19 protein-coding genes and 1 pseudogene are annotated in these 21637 nt (G+C 70.7%); 4 read left to right on the plus strand and 16 right to left on the minus strand.

The window, feature by feature from the left end; translation table 11 throughout:
• Window positions 1-130: 130 nt before the first annotated feature.
• The 4 genes from ABDW21_RS01815 to ABDW21_RS01830 all read right to left on the minus strand — a co-directional run bounded on the left by ABDW21_RS01815 (window position 131) and on the right by ABDW21_RS01830 (window position 3362).
• The gene (locus ABDW21_RS01815; RefSeq protein WP_343709996.1) at window positions 131-532 is read right to left on the minus strand and encodes a hypothetical protein; all 402 of its coding nucleotides are present in this window, start codon (window positions 530-532) and stop codon (window positions 131-133) included.
• Window positions 533-811: 279 nt separating this feature from the next.
• The gene (gene truB, locus ABDW21_RS01820; RefSeq protein ID WP_343709997.1) at window positions 812-1693 is read right to left on the minus strand and encodes a tRNA pseudouridine(55) synthase TruB; all 882 of its coding nucleotides are present in this window, start codon (window positions 1691-1693) and stop codon (window positions 812-814) included.
• Window positions 1690-2409: a 4'-phosphopantetheinyl transferase gene (locus ABDW21_RS01825; RefSeq protein WP_343602560.1), complete on the minus strand. Its 720-nt coding sequence runs from the start codon at window positions 2407-2409 to the stop codon at window positions 1690-1692. Before ABDW21_RS01825 ends, truB begins: the two co-directional genes overlap by 4 nt.
• Complete coding sequence (locus ABDW21_RS01830; protein WP_343602562.1) at window positions 2406-3362, minus strand: metallophosphoesterase; 957 nt, start codon at window positions 3360-3362, stop codon at window positions 2406-2408. The genes ABDW21_RS01825 and ABDW21_RS01830 overlap by 4 nt, the downstream gene beginning before the upstream one ends.
• Window positions 3363-3673: 311 nt before the next feature.
• Between ABDW21_RS01830 and ABDW21_RS01835 the strand changes: the two genes are divergently transcribed.
• Complete coding sequence (locus tag ABDW21_RS01835) at window positions 3674-5317, plus strand: CocE/NonD family hydrolase (RefSeq protein WP_343709998.1); 1644 nt, start codon at window positions 3674-3676, stop codon at window positions 5315-5317.
• Here ABDW21_RS01835 and ABDW21_RS01840 read toward each other — a convergent pair.
• Window positions 5276-5836: a DUF1802 family protein gene (locus tag ABDW21_RS01840; protein ID WP_343709999.1), complete on the minus strand. Its 561-nt coding sequence runs from the start codon at window positions 5834-5836 to the stop codon at window positions 5276-5278. The genes ABDW21_RS01835 and ABDW21_RS01840 overlap by 42 nt on opposite strands.
• A 391-nt stretch (window positions 5837-6227) precedes the next feature.
• Window positions 6228-6302, minus strand: a pseudogene (locus ABDW21_RS01845) (type II toxin-antitoxin system prevent-host-death family antitoxin); the annotation flags it as partial.
• 85 nt (window positions 6303-6387) lie between these two features.
• Here ABDW21_RS01845 and ABDW21_RS01850 point away from each other — a divergent pair.
• Entirely contained in the window at window positions 6388-7137 is a 750-nt protein-coding gene (locus ABDW21_RS01850) for an enoyl-CoA hydratase (RefSeq protein ID WP_343602568.1), read from the plus strand.
• Window positions 7138-7570: 433 nt separating this feature from the next.
• On the opposite strand, the gene ABDW21_RS01855 is transcribed toward ABDW21_RS01850, so the two are convergent.
• The 7 genes from ABDW21_RS01855 to rimP form a co-directional block, all read right to left on the minus strand.
• Window positions 7571-8914, minus strand: coding sequence for an MATE family efflux transporter (locus ABDW21_RS01855; protein WP_343602571.1), 1344 nt, complete (start codon window positions 8912-8914; stop codon window positions 7571-7573).
• Window positions 8907-9908, minus strand: coding sequence for a bifunctional oligoribonuclease/PAP phosphatase NrnA (locus tag ABDW21_RS01860; RefSeq protein ID WP_343710000.1), 1002 nt, complete (start codon window positions 9906-9908; stop codon window positions 8907-8909). Before ABDW21_RS01860 ends, ABDW21_RS01855 begins: the two co-directional genes overlap by 8 nt.
• A complete protein-coding gene (gene rbfA / locus ABDW21_RS01865; protein WP_343602575.1) occupies window positions 9883-10365 on the minus strand; it encodes a 30S ribosome-binding factor RbfA in 483 nt (160 codons plus the stop codon). The genes ABDW21_RS01860 and rbfA overlap by 26 nt, the downstream gene beginning before the upstream one ends.
• Window positions 10358-13021 (minus strand): translation initiation factor IF-2, encoded by a 2664-nt coding sequence (gene infB / locus ABDW21_RS01870; protein WP_343710001.1) that lies wholly within the window; start codon window positions 13019-13021, stop codon window positions 10358-10360. Before infB ends, rbfA begins: the two co-directional genes overlap by 8 nt.
• A 76-nt stretch (window positions 13022-13097) precedes the next feature.
• The gene (locus ABDW21_RS01875) at window positions 13098-13460 is read right to left on the minus strand and encodes a YlxR family protein (protein ID WP_343599362.1); all 363 of its coding nucleotides are present in this window, start codon (window positions 13458-13460) and stop codon (window positions 13098-13100) included.
• 303 nt (window positions 13461-13763) lie between these two features.
• Complete coding sequence (gene nusA, locus ABDW21_RS01880) at window positions 13764-14807, minus strand: transcription termination factor NusA (RefSeq protein ID WP_343599363.1); 1044 nt, start codon at window positions 14805-14807, stop codon at window positions 13764-13766.
• Entirely contained in the window at window positions 14804-15319 is a 516-nt protein-coding gene (gene rimP, locus ABDW21_RS01885; protein ID WP_343599364.1) for a ribosome maturation factor RimP, read from the minus strand. The genes nusA and rimP overlap by 4 nt, the downstream gene beginning before the upstream one ends.
• Window positions 15320-15497: 178 nt before the next feature.
• On the opposite strand from rimP, the gene ABDW21_RS01890 reads away from it, so the two are divergent.
• Both ABDW21_RS01890 and ABDW21_RS01895 read left to right on the plus strand, forming a co-directional pair.
• Window positions 15498-16034, plus strand: a complete 537-nt coding sequence (locus ABDW21_RS01890; protein ID WP_343599366.1) for a hypothetical protein — start codon at window positions 15498-15500, stop codon at window positions 16032-16034.
• Window positions 16031-16501, plus strand: a complete 471-nt coding sequence (locus ABDW21_RS01895; protein WP_343599368.1) for a ferritin-like domain-containing protein — start codon at window positions 16031-16033, stop codon at window positions 16499-16501. Before ABDW21_RS01890 ends, ABDW21_RS01895 begins: the two co-directional genes overlap by 4 nt.
• 4 nt (window positions 16502-16505) lie before the next feature.
• Here the strand turns inward: ABDW21_RS01895 and ABDW21_RS01900 are convergent, their stop codons facing one another.
• The 3 genes from ABDW21_RS01900 to cobA all read right to left on the minus strand — a co-directional run bounded on the left by ABDW21_RS01900 (window position 16506) and on the right by cobA (window position 21488).
• On the minus strand, window positions 16506-18254 hold the full coding sequence (locus tag ABDW21_RS01900) for a proline--tRNA ligase (RefSeq protein ID WP_343599369.1): 1749 nt from the start codon (window positions 18252-18254) through the stop codon (window positions 16506-16508).
• A 347-nt stretch (window positions 18255-18601) separates the two neighbouring features.
• Window positions 18602-20254: an MFS transporter gene (locus ABDW21_RS01905; RefSeq protein WP_343710002.1), complete on the minus strand. Its 1653-nt coding sequence runs from the start codon at window positions 20252-20254 to the stop codon at window positions 18602-18604.
• 22 nt (window positions 20255-20276) lie between these two features.
• Window positions 20277-21488, minus strand: a complete 1212-nt coding sequence (gene cobA / locus ABDW21_RS01910) for a uroporphyrinogen-III C-methyltransferase (protein ID WP_343710008.1) — start codon at window positions 21486-21488, stop codon at window positions 20277-20279.
• Window positions 21489-21637: the final 149 nt, after the last annotated feature.

Below are 21637 nucleotides of genomic sequence, written 5' to 3' on the forward strand. Positions count from 1 at the left end.
TCCCGGTCGGCGACTATCTGGCCAGCCATCCGCAATGATCGACAGAACACCGGGCCCTTGGCTGCCGGCTCCCGGCGGCAGCGCTGGCAGCGCTGCCGCCGAACCGCTCGGTACGCGGTAGCTCGACCGGCTACTGGCCGGGCGCAGCCGGATCCGCGGGTATACCTCCGAGGATGCCGTGCACATCGGGCCTGTCGCTGATGACGCCCGGCACGTTCGGAAGCTGGCCGTTACGCAGCGACGTCTCCGCGTCCGGGCAGTAATTCGATATTCCCATCCTGCTGAACAGCTCGGCCATGTCCGGCGGGGCAGCCGTCTTTCCGTGGACGTCGGACGTCGCATTGATGAGCGTGGACAGCAGTGCGGCAAGCGAGGGTCCCACCTGCGCCATTTTCGGGCAGACCGACTGATTCGGGTCGCCGGGCGGATCCGCCTGCGCCGGTACGGCCCAGACGGCAGCCGCCGCGGCCAGCCCAGTGACCATCGCCATCCCCGACTTAGCAGTCCGGTTGTGAATCCAGTTGTGCCGCATGAGTTTCTCCTTTTCGTATCGAATCGTTTACGTGCACTGGATGCGCGCGAAACTGTCACTCACGTCTGTAACGGTGCTCCTTGAGGGTCACAGTTGAGACGCGACACCGTCACAAGTCCGACTCTATAGATGTGCTTATGTAAATCGCGGATTCCTTATTTTCATCGGAATTTCCTTATTCCATCGGATCGGCGGCGTCTCGGGTGAGAATGGCCCGCAACCGGGATTTAGTTGCAACGGTCAATCCAGTCGGTGGTTCGACGCGCGGATCAAAACCGGTCAGAGTGTGGCCGGGCGAATCACGACCACCGACGCCGTTCGGGGGCCGTCGTCACGCAGCAGCGCGATCACCCGGCCGTCGTCGGTGGTCGCCGCGTACACGCCGTCGATGCCCGCCGCGGCCAGCGCCCGGCCGTGGGCGGCGGCGTCGGCGTCGTCGGCGCTGAGGTCGCGGCGCGCGAACATCAGCAAACACGCCTCGTCGAGGGTGAGGCTCAGCCGCGGCTGCGCGGCCAGCTCGTCCAGGGTGCGCGCCCCGTCCAGCCCGAACCGGCCGACCCTGGTGCGCCGCAGCGCGGTCAGGTGCCCACCGACCCCGAGCCCGTCGCCCAGATCGCGGGCCAGCGCGCGGACGTAGGTTCCCGACGAGCAGTCCACCTCGACGTCGAGATCGACCAGCTGGCCGTGGCGTCGGGTGGCCAGCACGTCGAACCGCTCGACGCGCACCGGCCGGGCTTGCAGCTCGACGGGGTGGCCCTCGCGGGCCAGCCGGTAGGCCCGCCGTCCGCCGACCTTGACCGCGCTGACCGCCGAGGGCACCTGCATGACGTCGCCGCGCAGCCCGGCGACGGCCGCGGCGATCGCGTCGTCGGTCACGCCTGCCGCTGAAACCTGCTGCAGTAATTCCCCTTCGGCGTCCTCGGTGGAGGTGGCCTGCCCCAGCCGGATGGTCGCGGTATACGACTTGGAGGTCTCCGCCAGCAGCCCGAGGACCTTGGTGGCGCGCTCGACGCCGACAACCAGCACGCCGGTGGCCATCGGGTCCAGCGTCCCGGCATGCCCCACGCGGCGGGTCGCGAAGATCCGCCGGCAGCGCGCCACCACGTCGTGGCTTGTCCATCCGGCCGGCTTGTCGACGACGACGACGCCGGGACCGGTCACAGCACGATCGCCGTCAGCACCAGACCGTCACGCACCAGCCAGCGCCCGCGCAGCGCCGTCAGCGGCGGGCCGGAGCGCGCGGCCGGATCGATGAGGATCGTGGAAGTGAACCCGCCGCTTGTCGCGAGCGTGCGCGGTTGCGCGGCGGTTTGCGGCGTGTCGCCGGGCAAACACGCACGCTCGCGGGAAAAAGTGATGTGGGCGTCCTCGAAGCCCAGCCACCGTCTGGTCAGCGGAAACCACGCCTTGTACGTTGCCTCCTTGGCGCAGAACAGGATTCGATCCCAATGCAGGCCCGCCGGCAGCGCCGCGATCTCGCCGCGTTCCCGCGGCAGGCTGATCGCGTCGAGCACACCATGCGGCAGCGTGTCGTGCGGTTCGGCGTCGATGCCCACCGACCGCACCGTTGCCGCGCGGCCCACCACCGCGCCCCGATAGCCGGTGGTGTGCGTGAGGCTGCCCACCACACCGTCAGGCCAGCACGGTTCGCCTTTGTCGCCCTTGAGGATCGGCGCCGACGGCAACCCCAGCTGACCCAGCGCGATCCGCGCGCAGTGGCGCACGGTGACGAATTCGTTGCGCCGCTTGGCCACCGAGCGGGCGATCAACGGCTCCTCCCCGGGCAGCGGCGCCAAACCGGGCGGGTCGCAGAACAACTCGACAGCCGCCAGATCTGCCCGGTCGGCGGGCAGCACCGACGACAGCAGACCGCTCATGCGCGTCGGCTGCGGATTCGTTCCCGGAACTGCTCGGCCTGCCGGCGCATCTCGGGGGTGATGACGAAATGCCCGCCGATGTCGTTGAGGTAGCCGGGCGCGTACTGCGGATCGGGCAGCACCTGGCGCAGCCAGCTGTAGGGCTTGCGGCGCCGCCACTCCCGCGGGTAACCCACCGACACCTCCTCGAAGCGCACGTCGTCGTACCAGGTGGTGCGCGGGATGTGCAGGTGGCCGTAGACCGAGCAGACGGCGTTGTAGCGGGTGTGCCAGTCGGCGGTCTCGGTGGTGCCGCACCACAGCGAGAACTCCGGGTAGAACAGCGCGTCGCAGGGCTCACGCACCATCGGGAAATGGTTGACCAGCACGGTGGGTGTCATCCAGTCGAGGTCTTCCAGACGCGCGCGGGTGGCCGCGACCCGCTCCCGGCACCAGGCGTCGCGGGTGGGATACGGCTCGGGTGACAGCAGGAACTCGTCGGTGGCCACCACGTTGCGTTCGCGGGCGATCGCCAGGCCCTCGGCTTTGGTCGTCGCCCCGGCCGGCAGATAGGTGTAGTCGTAGAGCAGGAACATTCCCACGATGGTGGCCGGGCCGCCGCGCTCGGTCCACACCGGGAACGGATGCTCGGGCGTGACGACGCCCATCTCGTCGCACATGGCGACCAGGTAGTCGTAGCGGGCGCGGCCGAACACCTGCATCGGGTCGCGGTTGGTGGTCCACAGCTCGTGGTTGCCGGGCACCCAGATCACCTTGGCGAACCGGCGTCGCAGCAGGTCCAGCGCCCAGCGGATCTCGTCGGTGCGTTCCCCGACGTCGCCGGCGACGATCAGCCAGTCGTCGGGCGACGACGGCTGCAGCGACTCGGTGACGGGCTTGTTGCCCAGATGACCGGTGTGCAGGTCGGACACCGCCCACAGCGTCGGCTCATGCCGCGACTTTTCCCCAGCCACGACTACTCAGGGTAACGGCCCGCATTCCCGCCGGACCGCGACAGGTTCCGGTGCCCGCCGTGGCGGCGCCGGCCCGCCTTGTACACTGCCGGACATTGGTACACTGCCGGACATTGGTTCACTGCTGGACATTGGTTCGAGTCCGGCGACGCGGCAGACGGTGCGGCGGTCCGAGGACGAGCCGAACGAATCGATCCCCGACGAATCGATCCGAATGCAGGGAGTGCCATGGCCGCGAGGACGCGCGTCGTCGCGGCGGGTGGCCGCCGACCGGTGCGAGGACATCCCGTTCTATGCCGTGACCTGAGCCGTTGACCGCCCCGTCCGCCGGTGCGGCCGCGACGAGACTTCTCGGGCGGCTGCTGCGGCTGCGCCCGCCGACCAGCGACTACACCGTGACCCGGGTTGTGGTCCCGATGCGCGACGGCGTCGAGCTGCTGGCCGACCACTACGCGCCGACCGCGCGGCCCGTCGGCACCCTGCTGGTCCGCGGCCCCTACGGCCGCGGGTTTCCGTTCTCGCTGATGTTCGCCGGGCTCTACGCCGCCCGCGGATACCACGTCGTGCTGCAGAGCGTGCGCGGCACGTTCGGCTCGGCGGGGGTGTTCGAGCCGATCCGCCACGAACGCGACGACGGCGCCGACACGGTGGCCTGGCTGCGCGAGCAGCCCTGGTTCACCGGGCGGTTCGGCACCATCGGGGTGTCCTACCTGGGGTCCACCGGGTGGGCGCTGATGGCCGATCCCCCGCCGGAGCTCGCCGCCGCCGTCGTCATCGCCGGCCCGCACGATTTCAGCGTGTCGTCCTGGGGCACCGGCGCGTTCGGGCTCGCCGACTTCCTGGGGTGGAGCGACCTGATGGCCCACCAGGAGGACGGCGGGCGGCTCCGGGTCGGCCTGCGCCAGCTGCGGGCGCCGCACCTGGTGGCCCGCGCAGCCGACCGCCTGCCGCTGGGTGCGGCGGGCCGGGCGTTGCTGGGCGAGGGCGCGCCGTGGTACGAGGCATGGGTCGAACACCCCGACCGCGCCGACCCGTTCTGGGAGCCGCTGCGGTTCGACGCCGCGCTGGAACGCGTGCGGGCTCCGGTGCTGCTGCTCGGCGGCTGGCAGGACCTGTTCTTGCCGCAGACGCTGGCGCAGTACCGACACCTGCGCGACCGGGGCGCCGACGTGGCGCTGACCATCGGGGCGTGGACCCACAACCAGCTGCTCACCAAGGGATTACGCACCGTCAGCCAGGAATCGCTGGCCTGGCTGGACACCCACCTCGGCGCCGCGCCCAGGCCGCGCCCCTGCCCGGTCCGCGTCGAGGTGACCGGCGACGGCTGGCGGGAGCTGCCGGACTGGCCGCCGGCGACCACCGAGCACACCCTGTACCTGCAGCCCGGCGGCGGCCTGGGCGACACACCGCCGGCAGCGGGCTCGACCACGTTCCGCTACGACCCCGGCGATCCGACACCGACCGTCGGCGGCCCGCTGCTGTCCCCCGACGGCGGCTACCGCGACGACAGCCGGCTGGCGCAGCGCGCCGACGTGCTGCACTTCACCGGCGACGTGCTCACCGACGATGTGCGCGTGCACGGCAGGCCCGTCGTCGAGCTGGCGCACAGCGCCGACAACCCGCACGTCGACGTCTTCGCCCGGGTCAGCGAGGTCGACGCCCGCGGCCGGTCGGTCAACGTCAGCGACGGCTACCTGCGGCTGGGCGGCGCGGCGGAGGTCCGCATCGAACTCGACGCCATCGCCCACCGGTTCAGGGCCGGCTCGCGGATCCGCGTGCTCGTCGCGGGCGGCTCACATCCGCGCTATGCGCGCAACCTGGGCACCGCCGAACCGCCGGTGACCGGCACGCGGCTGCGGCCGGCCACCCATACGGTGCACTTCGGGGCCTCACGGCTGCGGCTGCCGGTGACGTCATCCGACGGCGTCGCGGACCCGGCCGGCGATCGCGGCTAGCGTCGCGTCGTCGTGCACCGGAGCCGACGGCGTCGGCGTCACCGGCAGCTGCACCCAGCTGGTGCAGCCGGCGTACTCGGGGCTGCGGATCACCCGCACCGGCTCGGCCAACGGCAGCGCCTGCACGACGAGCACCGTCAGCCGATGCCTGGGCCGGAAGTCCAGCCGGTCTTCGCGCACCGAGTCGGCGGTCCAGATGTGCAGATCCGCGATGGCATCGAGGTTGTCGGGACGGTTAACCGTCACTGCCGCAACCACTTTCGCGGCAGAACGGACGACCACGTAGTCGTCGGTGCTGTCGGCGGCCGCGGCGTCGAGCAGGTCGCGGTGTTCGGGGCGGACCCGCCGCGCGTGGCTGTGCGCCACCGTCGGGAACAACACGAACTCCCGGGCCGCCACCTCGAAGCGCTTCTCGCCGACTCCGCCCTTGCGCAGCAACACCGTCTGGCGGCCGTCCAGCAGCGCGTGGACCACCGCGCTCCACTCCTTGAGCGCGGGCACCGTCGCGGTCGCGGTCATGCCCCGACCATAGGCGCTCGGGCGGACAGTCACCGGCCGGCTGCCGCTGGCAGGATAGACGCGTGAGCACCGCAATCGGGGTGGCGCTGACGATGCTGGCCCTGGGCATCGTGGTCGATCAGCTGGTTCGGCTCAGGAAGTGGCTGAAGAAGCCGCCTCCCAAGACCGACTGACGTGGTGGCCCACACGGCCATCACCGATACCGGTCGACGCATACGTCGACCACGGCGACGATGGTGGCGCTGTAGAAGTCGAAGACCTGGCCGGCTCCAAGTCCGTTGGCGTAGCCGACGTTTCGCCCCAGACGAGCAGGGCTCGGCCGACCACCAATCCAGTACGTGTGTGTTCAGCAGCACCGTCATCAGGAGGCGTTCCAGGACTCCCCGGTGGTGATCTCGATCTCGTCACCATCGGCTACCTCGTCGAGCAGGGCGAGGATTTTCGCCTTCACCTCGGTCGCGGTCATTCTTCTGGGCACCGTGACAGACGAGCGGTCTCCGGTGACCTGAGGTCGACAGAAGCGGCCCGGGACAACTGGCTACGGTGAGATCATGACCGCCGACATCCTGCTGATCGACACCGACGAGCGCGTCCGCACTCTGACCCTCAACCGTCCCGCGTCCCGCAACGCGCTGTCGTCGGCGCTGCGGGACAGCTTCTTCGCCGCGCTGACCGCCGCCGAGGCCGACGACGGCGTCGACGTCGTCATCGTCACCGGCGCCGACCCGGTCTTCTGCGCAGGCCTGGACCTCAAGGAGCTCGGCGGCCAGTCCGCGCTGCCAGACATCTCGCCCCGCTGGCCGGCGATGAGCACGCCGGTGATCGGCGCGATCAACGGCGCGGCGGTCACCGGCGGCCTGGAGCTCGCGCTGTACTGCGACATCCTGATCGCCTCCGAGCACGCCCGCTTCGCCGACACGCATGCCCGGGTGGGCCTGCTGCCCACCTGGGGCCTCAGCGTGCGGTTGCCGCAGAAGGTGGGGGTGGGCCTGGCCCGCCGGATGAGCCTGACCGGGGATTACCTGTCCGCCGGCGACGCGCTGCGGGCCGGCCTGGTCACCGACGTGGTGCCGCACGATCAGCTGCTGCCCGCCGCCCGGCAGGTGGCGGCCGCGATCGTCGGCAACAACCGCGACGCGGTGCGGGCGTTGCTGGCGGCCTACCACCGCATCGACGAGTCACAGACCGCCGAGGGGCTATGGCTGGAAGCGATGGCCGCCAGGCAGTTCCGGGTCAGCGGCGCCGACATCGCGGCCAACCGCGAGGCGGTGCTGCAGCGCGGTCGCGCTCAGGTGCGTTAGGCCGGCGGGCGCGGCGGGCTCGGCGGCCGACAAAGCCTTTCGCCCGCCGCGCCGATCAGCTGCGCCGCTGATCACGTGTGGCGGGCGACTTGCTCAGTCCCGCGCCCATTGTGCAGAGGTGGGATTCCCGTCCGACACACGGCGGCCGGGCGATGCTCCCCATCGACGGGCGTGCGGAACGTTCTCGCGAACTGCGGCCGTGACAGCGGCCGCGGCGACTTCCGGCCCGGCGATTCTGCTTTGGCTGTGCATCCATGCCTGGATTCAGGCGATCGTACGGTCGACTGTGCGTCCACGGCCTCGACTGTGCGGTGGGGGCGACGACACGCCGCTGAGGCCGCCGTCAGCGCACACTCAAAGCCGTCAGCGCACACTCAAAGCCCTGAGCGCACACTCGATCGTGGCAGCGGTATAGCTGACGGCGAATCCCCGCTCACGTGGTCCCCGCCCACGTGGTCCCGCCCACCGCCCAGCGGCCCGACAACGCCCGCCAGCCAACGAAAATCAGCCGCAACACCATGAAGACGGTCAGCCCGGACCAGATGCCCGCCAGTCCCCAGCCGAACACCAGCGACAGCCAGATGAGCGGCAGGAAGCCGACCAGCGCACTGAATACCGTGGCGGTCCGCATGAATGCGGCGTCGCCCGCCCCGAGCAGAACACCGTCCAGCGCGAACACGATCCCGGCGATGGGTAATTGGGCCACCAGTAGCCACCACGGCACGCTGATCGCCGCCAGCACCGAGGGATCGTCGGTGAACAGTTCGGGCAGCACCGAGGCCCCAGAAGCGAACACCGCCGCCAACACCCCGGCCGCGGCCGTCGAAAACACCGTCACCCGCCACGCCACCGACTTCGCCTCCGCGGGACGGTGCGCCCCCAGCGCGGCGCCGACCAGGGCCTGCGTCGCGATCGCCAGCGAATCCAGCGCCAGCGCAAGGAAATTCCACACTTGCAGCACCACCTGGTGCGCGCCCAGCGCCGCCGCGCCGAACCGCGCCGCCACCGCCGCGGCGGAGACGAAACACGCCTGGAACGCCAGCGTCCGCACCACCAGATCCCGGCCCATCACCAGCTGGGCCCGCAGCACCGCGCCGTCGAAGCGCAGCGGCACCCGCTCGGCCAGCAACGCGCCCCCGAACAGCAGCGCGGCCAGCCACTGCCCCACCAGGTTGGCCACCGCCGACCCGGCCAGCCCCAACCGCGGCAGCCCCAGCCAGCCGTACACCAAAAGCGGGCACAGCAACGCCGAAAGCCCAAAGCCGGCAACCACATAACGCAGCGGACGCACCGTGTCCTGCACACCGCGCAGCCAGCCGTTGCCGGCCAGCGACACCAGGATCGCCGGAGCGCCCAGGATCGCGATCCGCAGCCACGGCAACGCCGCCGCGGCAATGTCGCCACCCGCCGATCTGGTGCCGGCGATCGCCGACACCACCGGCACCGCCGCGGCCTGCACCACGACGACGATCAGCGCGCCCAGACCCAACGCCAGCCAGGTCGCCTGCACACCCTCGGCCACCGCCGACACCCGATCGCCCGCACCGAAATACCGCGCCGCGCGGGCGGTGGTGCCGTACGACAAAAACGTCAGGTCGGAGCCGACCGCGTCGAGGATCAGCGCGCCGACGGCCAGCCCGGCCAGGCTCAGCGCGCCGAGCCGGCCGACGACCGCGGTGTCGAACAACAAGTACAGCGGCTCGGCCGCAAGCACGCCCAGCGCCGGCAGCGCCAGCCGCACAATCCGTCGGCCGTCGGCCGGAAGCTTGTCAGCCAAGTGCCGCGCACAGCGACCCGACCACGTCGGCCACCGAACCGGTGGTCGAATAGCCCGCGGCCAGGCGGTGCCCGCCGCCGCCGAACGCCGACGCGACCGCGGCCAGGTCGACCGCCGCCTTGGCCCGCATCGACACCGACCACTGCTGCGGCTCGATCTCCTTCAGCACCGCCGCGACCTCAGCCTGCTCGGCGGTGCGCACGATGTCGACGACGCTCTCCACTTCCTCCGGCCGCGCGCCGACCCATTCGCGGTGGCCGACGACCGCGTACACCAGCCCGCGGCCGCCGACGGCGTCGGGCAGCAACACCGCCGACCCCAGCACCCGCGACAGCATGGTCAGCCAGCTGAACGGATGGGTGTCCAGCAGCGCCCGGCTGAGCGCGGCGTTGTCCACGCCGAGGTCGACCAGCCGCGCCGCCAGCCGGTGCGCGCGGGCACTGGCCCAGCGAAACGACCCGGTGTCGGTGGTCAGCCCCGCGTACAGGCAGTGCGCCACCTCGACGTCGATCGGCTTGCCCCACGCGTCGAGAAGTTCGGCGACCAGCATGGTGGTGGAGTCCGCCGACGGGTCGACGAAGTTCGCGGTGCCGAACAACTGGTTGCTGGCGTGATGGTCGATGACCAGCAGCTCCCGGTCCGGACCGGCCAGACAGCTCAGCTCGCCGAGCCGGTTGACACTCGGAATATCCACCGTCACAACACGATCCGCGTCGCGGCGCATCGCTGCGGGATCGACCAGCAGATGCCCGCCGGGCAGCGACTGCAGCGACCGCGGCAGCGTCGCCGGCGCGGCGAAACTCACCTGCACGTCCTTGCCGGCCCGCTCCAGCACCAGCGCCAGCGCCAGGCCCGCTCCGATGGTGTCGGCGTCGGGATAGACATGGCAGACCACGCCGACCGAGCCGGCGCCCGACAGCAGCGCGGCGGCGGCGCCGGCGTCGACGCAGCGGGCCGTGTCGCTCGGCTCAGTCCTCGGGTCGATCGTCGTCACCGGCGCTCCCAGTCTCCAGCGTGTCGCCCCCGCTGCCACGATACGGATCGGGCTCCCCGGCCGGTCGAGCACCCGAGCGCACCCGCGCCAGGTCGGCGTCGGCAGCGCGGGCCCGGGCCAGCAACTCCTCCATCCGCCGCGCGGCGTCCGAGGCCGTGTCCCGGACGAAGGTCAACGTCGGCGTGAAGCGCACGCCGGTGCCCGCCCCGACTTCCCTGCGCAGCACCCCGGTGGCCTTTTTCAGCGCCTCCGCCGCCCCGGCGTAATCGGGCTCGTCGTCGAGCGTGCGCCCCATCACCGTGTAGTACACGGTGGCGTCGTGCAGGTCGCCGGTGACCTTCGCGTCGGTGACGGTGACCCCGCCCAGCCGCGGGTCCTTGATCTCGTACTCGATCACCGAGGCGACGATCGTGGCGATCCGCTTGGCCAGCCGGCGCGCCCGGGCCGGGTCAGACACGTGCCTTTTCCACCAGCTCGTAGGTTTCGACGACGTCGCCCTCCTTGATGTCGGAGTAGCCCAGCGTCAGACCGCACTCGTAGCCGTCGCGGACCTCGGTGACGTCGTCTTTCTCCCGCCGCAGCGACGTCACCGTGAGGTTCTCGGCGACCACGATGTTGTCGCGCAGCAGCCGGGCCTTGGCGTTGCGGCGCACCACGCCCGAGGTCACCAGGCAGCCCGCGATGAGGCCGACCTTGCTGGACCGGAAGATCGCCCGGATCTCGGCGCGACCCAGCTGGTTCTCCTCGTAGATCGGCTTGAGCAGGCCGCGCAGCGCTTTCTCGATCTCGTCGATGGCCTGGTAGATGACCGAGTAGTAGCGGATCTCCACGCCCTCGCGGTTGGCCAGCTCGGTCGCCTTGCCCTCGGCACGCACGTTGAACCCGATGATGATGGCGTCCGACGCCGACGCCAGGTTGACGTTGGTCTCGGTGATACCGCCGACACCGCGATCGATCACCCGCAGCGCCACCTCGTCGTCGACCTGGATGCCCATCAGGGCCTCCTCCAGCGCCTCGACGGTACCGGCGTTGTCGCCCTTGAGGATCAGGTTCAGCTGGCTGGTTTCCTTCAGCGCCGAGTCCAGGTCCTCCAGGCTGATCCGCTTGCGGGTGCGCGCCGCCAGGGCGTTGCGCTTGCGGGCGCTGCGCCGGTCGGCGATCTGGCGGGCGATCCGGTCCTCGTCGACGACCAGGAAGTTGTCGCCCGCGCCGGGCACCGACGTGAAGCCGATGACCTGCACCGGCCGGGACGGCAGCGCCTCGTCGACGTCGTCGCCGTGCTCGTCGACCATCCGGCGCACCCGGCCGTAGGCGTCGCCGGCCACCACCGAGTCGCCGATGTGCAGCGTGCCGCGCTGCACCAGCACGGTGGCCACCGGCCCGCGGCCGCGGTCCAGGTGCGCCTCGATCGCCACACCCTGGGCCTCCATGTCGGGGTTGGCCCGCAGGTCCAGGGCGGCGTCGGCGGTCAGCAGCACCGCCTCTTCGAGCGCCTCGATGTTGGTGCCCTCCTTCGCGGAGATGTCGACGAACATCGTGTCGCCACCGAAGTCTTCGGCGACCAGGCCATATTCGGTGAGCTGGGCGCGGATCTTGGCCGGGTCGGCGCCCTCCTTGTCGATCTTGTTGACCGCCACCACGATCGGCACGTCGGCGGCCTGCGCGTGGTTGATGGCCTCCACGGTCTGCGGCATCACACCGTCGTCGGCGGCGACCACCAGGATCGCGATGTCGGTGGCCTTGGCGCCGCGGGCACGCATGGCGGTGAACGCCTCGTGACCCGGGGTGTCGATGAAGGTGATCGGCCGCTCGGCGCCGTCGTGTTCGACGCTCACCTGGTAGGCGCCGATGTGCTGGGTGATGCCGCCGGCCTCGGCCTCGCGGACGTTGGCCTTGCGGATGGTGTCCAGCAGCCGGGTCTTGCCGTGGTCGACGTGACCCATCACGGTCACCACCGGCGGGCGGGTCTGCAGATCCTCCTCGGTGCCCTCGTCTTCTCCGTAGGACAGGTCGAAGGATTCCAGCAGCTCGCGGTCCTCGTCCTCCGGGCTGACGACCTGCACGTTGAAGTTCATCTCGCTGCCCAGCAGCTCGAGGGTCTCGTCGCCGACCGACTGGGTGGCGGTCACCATCTCACCAAGGTTGAACAGCGCCTGCACCAGCGCCGACGGGTTGGCGTTGATCTTCTCGGCGAAATCGCTCAGCGACGCCCCGCGGGCCAGCCGGATGGTCTCGCCGTTGCCGACCGGTAGCCGCACCCCGCCGACGACCGGGGCCTGCATCGAGTCGTATTCCTGGCGCTTCTGCCGCTTGGATTTGCGGCCCCGCTTGGGCGCGCCGCCGGGACGGCCGAACGCGCCGGCCGCGCCGCCGCGCTGCCCGGGACGACCGCCGCCACCGGGACGGCCGCGGAACCCGCCGCCGGGCGGGGCTCCGGCGCCGGCGCCGGGCCCGCCGCCACGGTAGGGGCCGCCGCCAGGGCCGCCGGGGCGCCCACCGGCCGGGGCGCCGGGCCGGCCGGAGCCGGGCCGCGGCATGCCGGGACGCGGCGGGCGGCCCTGTCCGCCGGGACCTGCGGCACCGCCCCCGCCGAACGGCGAGCTGCCGGGCGACACGCCGGGGCGGGGCGCGCCGGGGCGGGCGGCTCCGGGCCGCGGCGCGGGCGGACGCGGAATGGGCCGGTCCACAGGCTGCGCCGAGGAGAACGGGTTGTTGCCGACCCGCGGAGTCCGGGCCGCGGGCTTGGGGGCCGGGCGCGGACCGGGCATCGCACCTGTCGCCGGCGCCGGCCGGGGCGGGCCGGGCGGTTCGGCGGCTACCGGCGGTGCGGGCGCAGGCGGCGCGGCGGGCGCGGCAGGCGGCGCGACGGGCGCGGCAGGCGGCGGTTCGGGAGCGGGACCGGCCTTGACGGCCGCGCCGCCGTTGCCGGCAGCCTTGGCGGCGGCGGGTTTGCCGCCGCCGAACGACTCGCGCAGCCGGCGCGCGACGGGGGCCTCCACCGTCGACGACGCCGATTTGACGAATTCGCCCTGTTCGCTGAGCCGGGCGAGCACTTCCTTGCTGGTAACACCGAGTTCCTTGGCCAACTCGTGTACGCGGGCCTTGCCTGCCACTACATCTCCTGTCTATGAGGCGACAGCGGAGGTGGGCCGCGCCTCGGGTTAGCTATGACGCATGGTCATCGGGACTTCACGGTGTGCTCATGTTTCTGTCTCTACCTGTTCTGTTGCCCGGTGCGCCGAGCGAATCGACATACTCGACCACCGCGGAGGTGTCCGGTGAACCGGCGATGCGCAGCGCTCGCGCGAAAGCTCGCCGCCGATTCGCTTCGCGCACGCACCGCTGCAGAGGATGCACCCATGCACCACGCCCCGGCAGACTACCTGCTGGGTCGACGATCACGGCATACCCGCCGTTCCCGGCCGACACAGCTACCACGCGAAACAGTTCGACGGCCAGCTCTCGCTTCCGGCATCCGATGCACGTCCGCACCGGTCCGCTAGGGTTGTCCGGGCGTTGGTGCGCAGCTACCGAAGTCTCGCGCTGGACCACGACTCATCTTACCTGCACCGACCCGGCCGTCAGCACCGCCTCCCGCGTCGCCCGTCGGGCCCCACACCCGGGGTGGCGGGCTTAGTGGTCGAGCTCATAAGTTCGTCGGGATCATGTGCTTGTCGCCAGGTCTGCAGAGCCAGGTAGGTGTGACTACCGAGGCGTGTGCGTCGACCCTGTTCACCCCCGTCTCACCGAACGTGAAGCCGTTGCGAGAATTGGCCGGATTTCTCGCAACGGCTTCACGTTCGGTGACCTGACCCCCGGTGCACGGCACCCCGACGAACTGACGAGCGAGACCGCTCAGCGATCGTGGGCCATCCCGTGGCTGGCGCTGTGGTCCGGGCTGGCGGCCGGATGCGCCGGGGTGTCGCCGCGGATGTCGATGCGCCATCCCGTCAGCCGGGCCGCCAGTCGCGCGTTCTGGCCCTCCTTGCCGATGGCCAGCGACAGCTGGAAGTCGGGCACCACCACCCGGGCCGCCCGGGCGGTCTGATCGATCACCGTCACCGACACCACCTTGGCCGGTGAGAGCGCGTTGGCGACGAACCGGGCCGGGTCGTCGTCGTAGTCGATGATGTCGATCTTCTCGCCGGACAGCTCGCTCATCACGTTGCGCACCCGCTGGCCCATCGGGCCGATGCAGGCGCCCTTGGCGTTCAGGCCGGGGACATGGGACCGGACCGCGATCTTCGAGCGGTGCCCGGCTTCCCGGGCCACCGCGACGATCTCCACCGACCCGTCGGCGATCTCGGGCACCTCCAGCGAGAACAGCTTGCGCACCAGGTTGGGGTGCGTGCGCGACAGCGTGATCACCGGCTCGCGGACACCGCGCGTCACCCCGACCACGTAGCAGCGCAGCCGGTCCCCGTGCTGGTAGGTCTCGCCGGGCACCTGTTCGGCCGCCGGGACCACACCCTCGGATCCCTTGCCCTCGCTGCCGAGCTGCACGACGACCAGGCCACGGGCATTCGCCCGGCTGTCACGCTGGATCACACCCGCGACGATCTCGCCCTCGTGGGTGGAGAACTCGCCGAAGTTGCGTTCGTTCTCGGCGTCGCGCAGCCGCTGCAGGATCACCTGGCGAGCGGTGGTGGCGGCGATCCGGCCGAAGCCCTCGGGTGTGTCGTCCCATTCGCTGATCACGTTGCCGTCGTCGTCGACCTCACGGGCCATCACCCGGACCGCGCCGGTTTTGCGGTCGATGTCGATGCGCGCGTCCTGCTGGTGCCCCGCGGTGTGCCGGTAGGCGGTGAGCAACGCCGACTTGATGGTCTCGACGAGGACATCCACCGAGATGCCCTTGTCCGCTTCGATCGCGTGCAGCGCGGCCATGTCGATGTTCACGCTCCGGCCTCCGTCTCCGCCAGCTCCAGCTCTCGCTTCCCAGGAGGTGAAAACTCCACCTGGACAACGGCTTTCGCGATCTCTTTGAGCGCGACGTGGCGAACTGTCCAGTCGGCGCCCACGCGTAGCACCACAGTCACCGTGTCGTCGTGGGTCGCACCGACCCGGCCGGTCAGCTGCGATCCGTCCGACAGCGTCAGGTCGACCTTGCGGCCCCGGGCCCGTCGAAAGTGCTTGGCGCTGGTCAGGGGTCGCTGCACACCCGGGGAGCTGACCTCCAGCACGTAGCCGGCCTCGATGCCGTGCACGCCGTCCAGCACGACCGACGCGCGACGGGACAACGCGGCGATGGCGTCCAAGTCGGGCGCGGTGTCGCCGTCGGCGATCACGGTGATCCGCGGCGGACGCGCCGCGGCGTCGACGACGACGTCCTCGATTTCATAGCCTGCCCGGGCGAACTCACCGTCGAGCAGCTCGATCACCTGCGTCTGCGACGGTAGGCCGGCGGCCACGGCGAGCTCCTCATCTTGAGTTGTCCGGTCGATCGGCCGGCTGTCACCGGCGGGGCGGCTCCGGAAGTTCCGGGGGAAACAGCATTTAACGATACGCCAGGAATCCGTTCCGCAGCCGTGATCGCGCGACAACCGGTCACGGCTCGGACGGTGCGGCGCGCGATGGCAGGATAGGGCCGTGCCACCGACAGCGACCGCCGTCAGCAGGAGGCGGGTGCTGGCCGGCGGCGCCGCTCTGGCCGCGCTGGGCGTGACCGCATCGGCCTGCGACACCGCGCCGGAGCCACCACCCGCGACCGACGAATTGGCCGCACAGCTGGCAGCGGCCCGGCACGACAGCGACCTGGCCGCCGCAGCCGCCGCGGGCCAGATGCCGGAGGTCGCGGCGGCGTTGACACGGGTTGCCGCCGAACGCGCCCGCCACGCGCAGGCGCTGGCCGCACAGATCGACCGCGTGCTGGGGCGGTCGGCAACCACGTCGAGCGAGACCAGCCCGGCCCCGGCCGGTCCCCCGCAACCCGAAGATGTGCCCGCCGCACCTGCGCCGCCTCCGTCACTGGCAGACGTGGTCAACGCCCTGCGCGGGTCCGCCGCCGGCGCCGGTCAGCTGGCCGCCACCTCGTCGGGCTACCAGGCCGGACTGCTCGGCTCGATCGCCGCCGCCTGCACTGCGGCCGGCACGGTCGCGCTCGCGTTCGCAGAAGCCGAGCCGTGACCTCCGCCGAGCCGTCCCCCACCGGCGGCCCCGACACCCCCTACGACGCCGCGCTGTGCGCGGCGCTGGCCAGCGAACACGCGGTGATCTACGGCTACGGCATCGTCTCCGCCCAATCCCAGCCCGACGTCAACAGCCTGGTGTCCGTCGCGTTGGCGCAGCACCGCGAACGCCGCGACCAGGTCGCGGCGATGCTGGCGGCCCGCTCGGTCACCGCGCCGGTCGCCGCAGCCGGCTACCAGCTGCCGATGCCGGTGAACGACCCCACCGACGCGGACCGGCTGGCGGCACGCATGGAGCTCGACGACGCGGTGGCGTGGCGGGCCGTCGTCGAGCAGGCCCCCGACCCGCGGGACCGCAGGTTCGCGGTGACGGCGCTGACCCAGTGCGCCGTGCTGGCCGCACGCTGGAACCGGGTGGTGGGCGTGTGGCCGATCACCACCGCGTTCCCGGGTGGCGGCGAATGACGGGTCAGCCGGACACCGCCGCCGTGATGTCGGTAGCCAGCGCAGCGTCGACGGGCAGCTCGCAGGTCTGGCCGCTGAACCGGTTGCGCAGCTCGACGATGCCGTCCGCCCAGCCGCGGCCGACCACGACGATCCACGGCATGCCCAGCAGCTCGGCGTCTTTGAACTTCACCCCGGGTGATGCGGGGCGGTCGTCGAGCAGCACCTCGATGCCCAGCCGGTCCAGGTCCCCGGCCAGCTCCATGGCGCCGGCGCGGGCTGCGGCGTCCTTGTTGGCGATCACCAGGTGCACGTCGAACGGCGAGACGCTGGACGGCCAGCGCAGGCCCAGGTCGTCGTGGTGTTGTTCGGCGATGACGGCCACCAGCCGCGACACCCCGACGCCGTAGCAGCCCATGGTCAGCCGCACCGGCTTGCCGTCCTCGCCGAGCACGTCGGCGGCGAAGGCGTCGGTGTATTTGCGGCCCAGCGCGAAGATGTGGCCGACCTCGATGCCGCGCGCGGACACCAATGGACCAGCACGGTCCGGCGACAAATCCCCGTCGCGGACCTCGGCGGCCTCGATGGCGCCGTCGGCGGTGAAGTCCCGGCCGGCCACCAGCCCGACGACGTGCTTCCCCGGCGCGTCGGCGCCGGTGATCCAGCTGGTGCCGTCCACCACCCGCGGGTCCACCAGATAGCGAACACCGTTGTCTTGCAATGCTTTCGGGCCGATATAGCCCTTGACCAAAAACGGGTGGCGGGCGAAGTCGTCGTCACCGAGCAGCTGGTAGTCGGCCGGTTCGAGCGCCGCGCCCAGCCGCTTCTCGTCGACCTCTCGGTCACCGGGCAGCCCGATGCCCAGCAGCTCCCAGTCGCCGCCGGGCGCGCGGACCTTGAGCAGGACGTTCTTCAGGGTGTCGGCGGCGGTCACGGCGCGGCCCAGGCCGGCGCTGTTGGCCCAGTCGACCAGCGTCGCGATCGTCGGGGTGTCCCCGGTGTCGTGGACGACCGCGGCAGGCAACCCGTCGACCGGCAGCGCCTCGGGGCGGGCAGTCACCACGGCTTCGACGTTGGCGGCATACCCCGACTCCAGACACCGCACGAAGGTGTCCTCACCGGTCGGGCTCTCGGCCAGAAACTCTTCGGAGGCGCTGCCGCCCATCGCGCCGGACACCGCCGACACGATGACGTAGCGCACCCGCAGCCGGTCGAACATCCGCTGGTAGGCCTCCCGGTGGGCGTGGTAGGCGTTCGTCAGCCCGGCCTCGTCGACGTCGAAGGAGTAGGCGTCCTTCATGACGAACTCGCGAGCCCGCAGGATGCCGGCCCGGGGCCGGGCCTCGTCGCGGTACTTGGTCTGGATCTGGTAGAGCACCAGCGGGAAGTCCTTGTAGGAACTGCACTCACCCTTCACCAGCAGCGTGAACAGCTCTTCGTGGGTGGGAGCGAGCAGGTAATCGTTGCCGCGGCGGTCGTGCAGCCGGAAAATGCTGTCGCCGTATTCGGTCCACCGGTTGGTGCTTTCGTACGGCGCGCGTGGCAGCAGGGCGGGGAAAAGGATCTCCTGCCCGCCGATCGCGTTCATCTCCTGCCGGACAACCCGTTCGATCTTGCGCAGCACCCGCAGGCCCAGCGGCAGCCAGCTGTACAGGCCGGGCCCGACCGGCCGGACGTAGCCGGCCCGGATCAGCAGCTTGTGGCTGGGAACTTCGGCGTCGGCGGGGTCGTCGCGCAGGGTCCGCAGGAACAGCTCGGACATCCGGGTGATCACGGTCGCTTACCTTAGCGGTCGCGCTCAGAGGTCCTTCGGGATCATGTTCTTGTCACCAGGTCTGCAGCACAGCCCGGTAGCTGTGACCAACGAGGCGTGTGGGTCGACTCTGTGCAGCCCGGCCGCACCGAACGTGAAGCCGTTGCGAGAATTGGCCGGATTTCTCGCAACGGCTTCACGTTCGATCACGCGACCCCCGGTGCACGGCACCCCGACGAACTGACGAGCGAGACCACTTAGCGACCGGAGATGAAAGCGTGCCCTCGCGCCGAGACTGAACTCACGGCGGCCGGACTCTTCCTGCCAGGTTTCAATCTGGACGCGCAAGGACGCGCACGTCGGGCGAGCTACAGCTCGCCGGCGTCCATGGCGTGCTGCACGTCCTGCGCGTGGGCGACCTGCTTGGCGGAATACCCGATGAACAGGGCCACCCCGCCGGTCAGGACGGCCACCCCGGCCACCCAGAGCAGGCCGTAGGTGTAGCCCTGGCCCAGAGCGTGCAGCTGGGCGTGGTTCATGTCGGTCACCGGGCCGGTGGTGCCGCCCAGATACAACGTGCGCGACGTGATGACGGCCTGGATGACGGCCAGCACCACCGGCCCGCCGAGGTTCTGCAGCATCAGCGCGATCGCCGAGGTGGGCCCGATCCGGTCGAACCCGACGTCGGTGATGGCCGAGAGCACCAGCGGCACGATGATCATGCCGATACCGATGCCGCCGACGGTGATCGGCAGCACCAGGTTCGGGAAGTACGGGATGCCGGCACTGAGCGTCGAGCCGTAGACCATGGCGCCCACCATCAGCGCCCCACCGCCGATCACCACCACCCGCGGCGGGAACCACGACACCAACTGTGACGACGCGCCCAGGCCGAGGGCCATCGCGATCGTGAACGGGATGAAGCTGATGCCCGCGCGCAGCGCGCTGTAGCCCATGATCTCCTGCACGTACAGGCCGATCAGCACGATCACGGTGAAGAGCACGCCACCGCCGAGGAAGATGGCCACGAAGGTGGCCAGCCGGTTGCGGTCGAAGAACAGGTCGAACGGGACGACGGGATTCTCTGCGGTGCGCTCCACCAGCGCGAAGGCCACGAATGCGGCCAGGGCCACCGCACCCGTGCCGATGGTGGTCACCGATATCCAGCCCTTCTCGGGCCCCATCGAGAACGCGAACACCGCGGCGGTACAGGCCAGCGTGGCCAGGATGGCGCCGGCGGCGTCGAGCTTCATCCGCTCCTTCTGGGTTTCCCGCAGTACGGTGCGCGCCAGGTAGATCATCACCAGCCCGATCGGCACGTTCACCAGGAACGCCAGCCGCCAGGACACCTCGGTCAGCACCCCGCCGACCACCAGGCCCAGCACCGAGCCGGCGCCGGTCATCGCCCCCAGCACCGCCGTGGACGCATTGCGCGCCGGCCCTTTGGGGAAGGTGGTGGCGACCAGCGCCAAACCGGTCGGCGAGGCGATCGCGGCGCCGATACCCTGCAGCAGCCGGGCGGTGACCAGAGTGGCGTCGTCCCAGGCGATCCCGCACAGGGCCGAGGCAATGGTGAACAGCGCGACGCCGACGACGAACGTGCGCTTGCGCCCGATGGTGTCGCCGAGCCGGCCGCCCAGCAGCATCAGACCGCCGAAGGTCAGCACGTAGGCGGTGATCACCCAGCTGCGGCCGGCGTCGGAGAGGCCGAGCTCGTTCTGGATCTTGGGCAGCGCGACGATCGCGATGGTGCCATCCATCGTCGCCATCAGCTGCATCCCACCGATCGCGACCACGGCAGCGATGAACCGGCGCGAGAGCAGCCGGGTGGGGGAAGAGCTATTCGCATCGGCCACGGTGGTCCGCGCCGCACGCATGTCAGACATCGGGGCTGCTCTTTCCGGTCTTTCCGGTCTTTCCGGTCTTTCCGGTCTTTCCGGTTTTTCCGGTCTTTCCGGTTTTGCCGGGACGTCGGCCGTCCACGCGGGGACAGTCCGCTCCGCATCGTTGAGAGCCGTCATAAGGGGCTACCATACAGTAATCTTAAGAATCTTTTAAAGCGCTGAGGCTCGCGACTGCCCCGATCACGATGATCGCGGGCGGTCGGATGCCCTCGGAGCGCGTCTTCTCGGGCACGTCCGCCAGGGTAGCCCGCAAAGTACGCTGCGCGGGCGTTGTCCCCTGCTGAACCACCAGCACCGGCGTATCCGCAGGTCGACCGCCTTTTATCAACACTTCCGCGAATTGCTCGATGCGCTCTACTGCCATCAGCAAAACGATGGTGCCCGACATAGCCGCCAATGCGTCCCAATTCACTAACGATTCGGGGTGGCCGGGCGCGACATGGCCGCTGACCACGACAAACTCGTGGTTGACGGCACGATGCGTCACCGGAACACCCGCCAGCGCGGGCACGGCTATGGCACTCGTCACACCGGGCACAACCGTCACCGGAATCCCGGCGTCGGCGCACGCCAACAGCTCCTCGTAACCGCGGGCGAAGACGAACGGATCGCCCCCTTTAAGGCGCACCACGAACTGTCCCGCCCTGGCCCGCTCGATCATCACGGCGTTGATGGCGTCCTGGGCCATCGCCCGCCCGTACGGGATCTTCGCGGCGTCGATCACTTCGACGGTCGGGGGCACCTCGGCGAGCAGTTCCGGCGGCGCCAGCCGGTCGGCGACGACGACATCGGCCTGGGCGAGCAGACGGCGACCGCGGACGGTGATCAGTTCCGGATCGCCGGGCCCGCCGCCGACCAGCGCGACCCCGACGGGCCGCACGTCTGTGCTGTCGGCGGTGATGACCCCGCGTTGCAGCGCCTCGTGGATGGCGGAACGGATGGCCGCCGAACGGCGATGCTCGCCACCGGCCAGCACGCCGACCGCCAGACCCTCGTAGCCGAAGGTGGCCGGTGTGACGGCGCTGCCCTCCGCGGCGATGTCGGCGCGCACACAGAAGATGTGGCGCCGCTGCGCCTCGGCGACCACCGCCGCGTTGACCGACGCGTCGTCGGTGGCCGCGATCGCATACCAGGCTTCCGCAAGGTCGCCGTCTCGATAGTCGCGCAGCGTCAAGGTGATTCGGTCCATCGCCTCGACGGCGCGGGTAGCTGCGCGGGTGATGATGTGCACGTCGGCGCCGCTGGCGATGAGCAGCGGAACGCGGCGTTGCGCCACGCTGCCGCCGCCGATCACGACAACCTTCTTGCCGGTGAGCCGCAAACCGACGAGATAGGCGTTCTCGGGCGTCATCACCCGGCGAGTTTAGTGGCGATCGCCAGCGCGGCGCAGCCGGGCGCAGCGGTCGCCACCGTCGAACACCGTGCGATCGCCAGCGCGGCGCAGCCGGGCGCAGCGGTCGCCACCGTCGAACACCGTGCGATCGCCAGCGCGGCGCAGCC

The sequence above is a fragment of the Mycobacterium sp. genome, from assembly GCF_039583805.1.
GTDB lineage: Bacteria > Actinomycetota > Actinomycetes > Mycobacteriales > Mycobacteriaceae > Mycobacterium.

What these genes read in the sequence shown, in the direction of transcription:
- ABDW21_RS01850 (WP_343602568.1), top strand. Translation starts at nt 6,388, where the DNA reads ATGACCGCCGACATCCTGCTGATCGACACCGACGAGCGCGTCCGCACT.
- ABDW21_RS01840 (WP_343709999.1), bottom strand. Translation starts at nt 5,836, where the DNA reads ATGACCGCGACCGCGACGGTGCCCGCGCTCAAGGAGTGGAGCGCGGTG.
- cobA (WP_343710008.1), bottom strand. Translation starts at nt 21,488, where the DNA reads ATGACGCCCGAGAACGCCTATCTCGTCGGTTTGCGGCTCACCGGCAAG.
- ABDW21_RS01815 (WP_343709996.1), bottom strand. Translation starts at nt 532, where the DNA reads ATGCGGCACAACTGGATTCACAACCGGACTGCTAAGTCGGGGATGGCG.
- ABDW21_RS01905 (WP_343710002.1), bottom strand. Translation starts at nt 20,254, where the DNA reads ATGACGGCTCTCAACGATGCGGAGCGGACTGTCCCCGCGTGGACGGCC.
- ABDW21_RS01825 (WP_343602560.1), bottom strand. Translation starts at nt 2,409, where the DNA reads ATGAGCGGTCTGCTGTCGTCGGTGCTGCCCGCCGACCGGGCAGATCTG.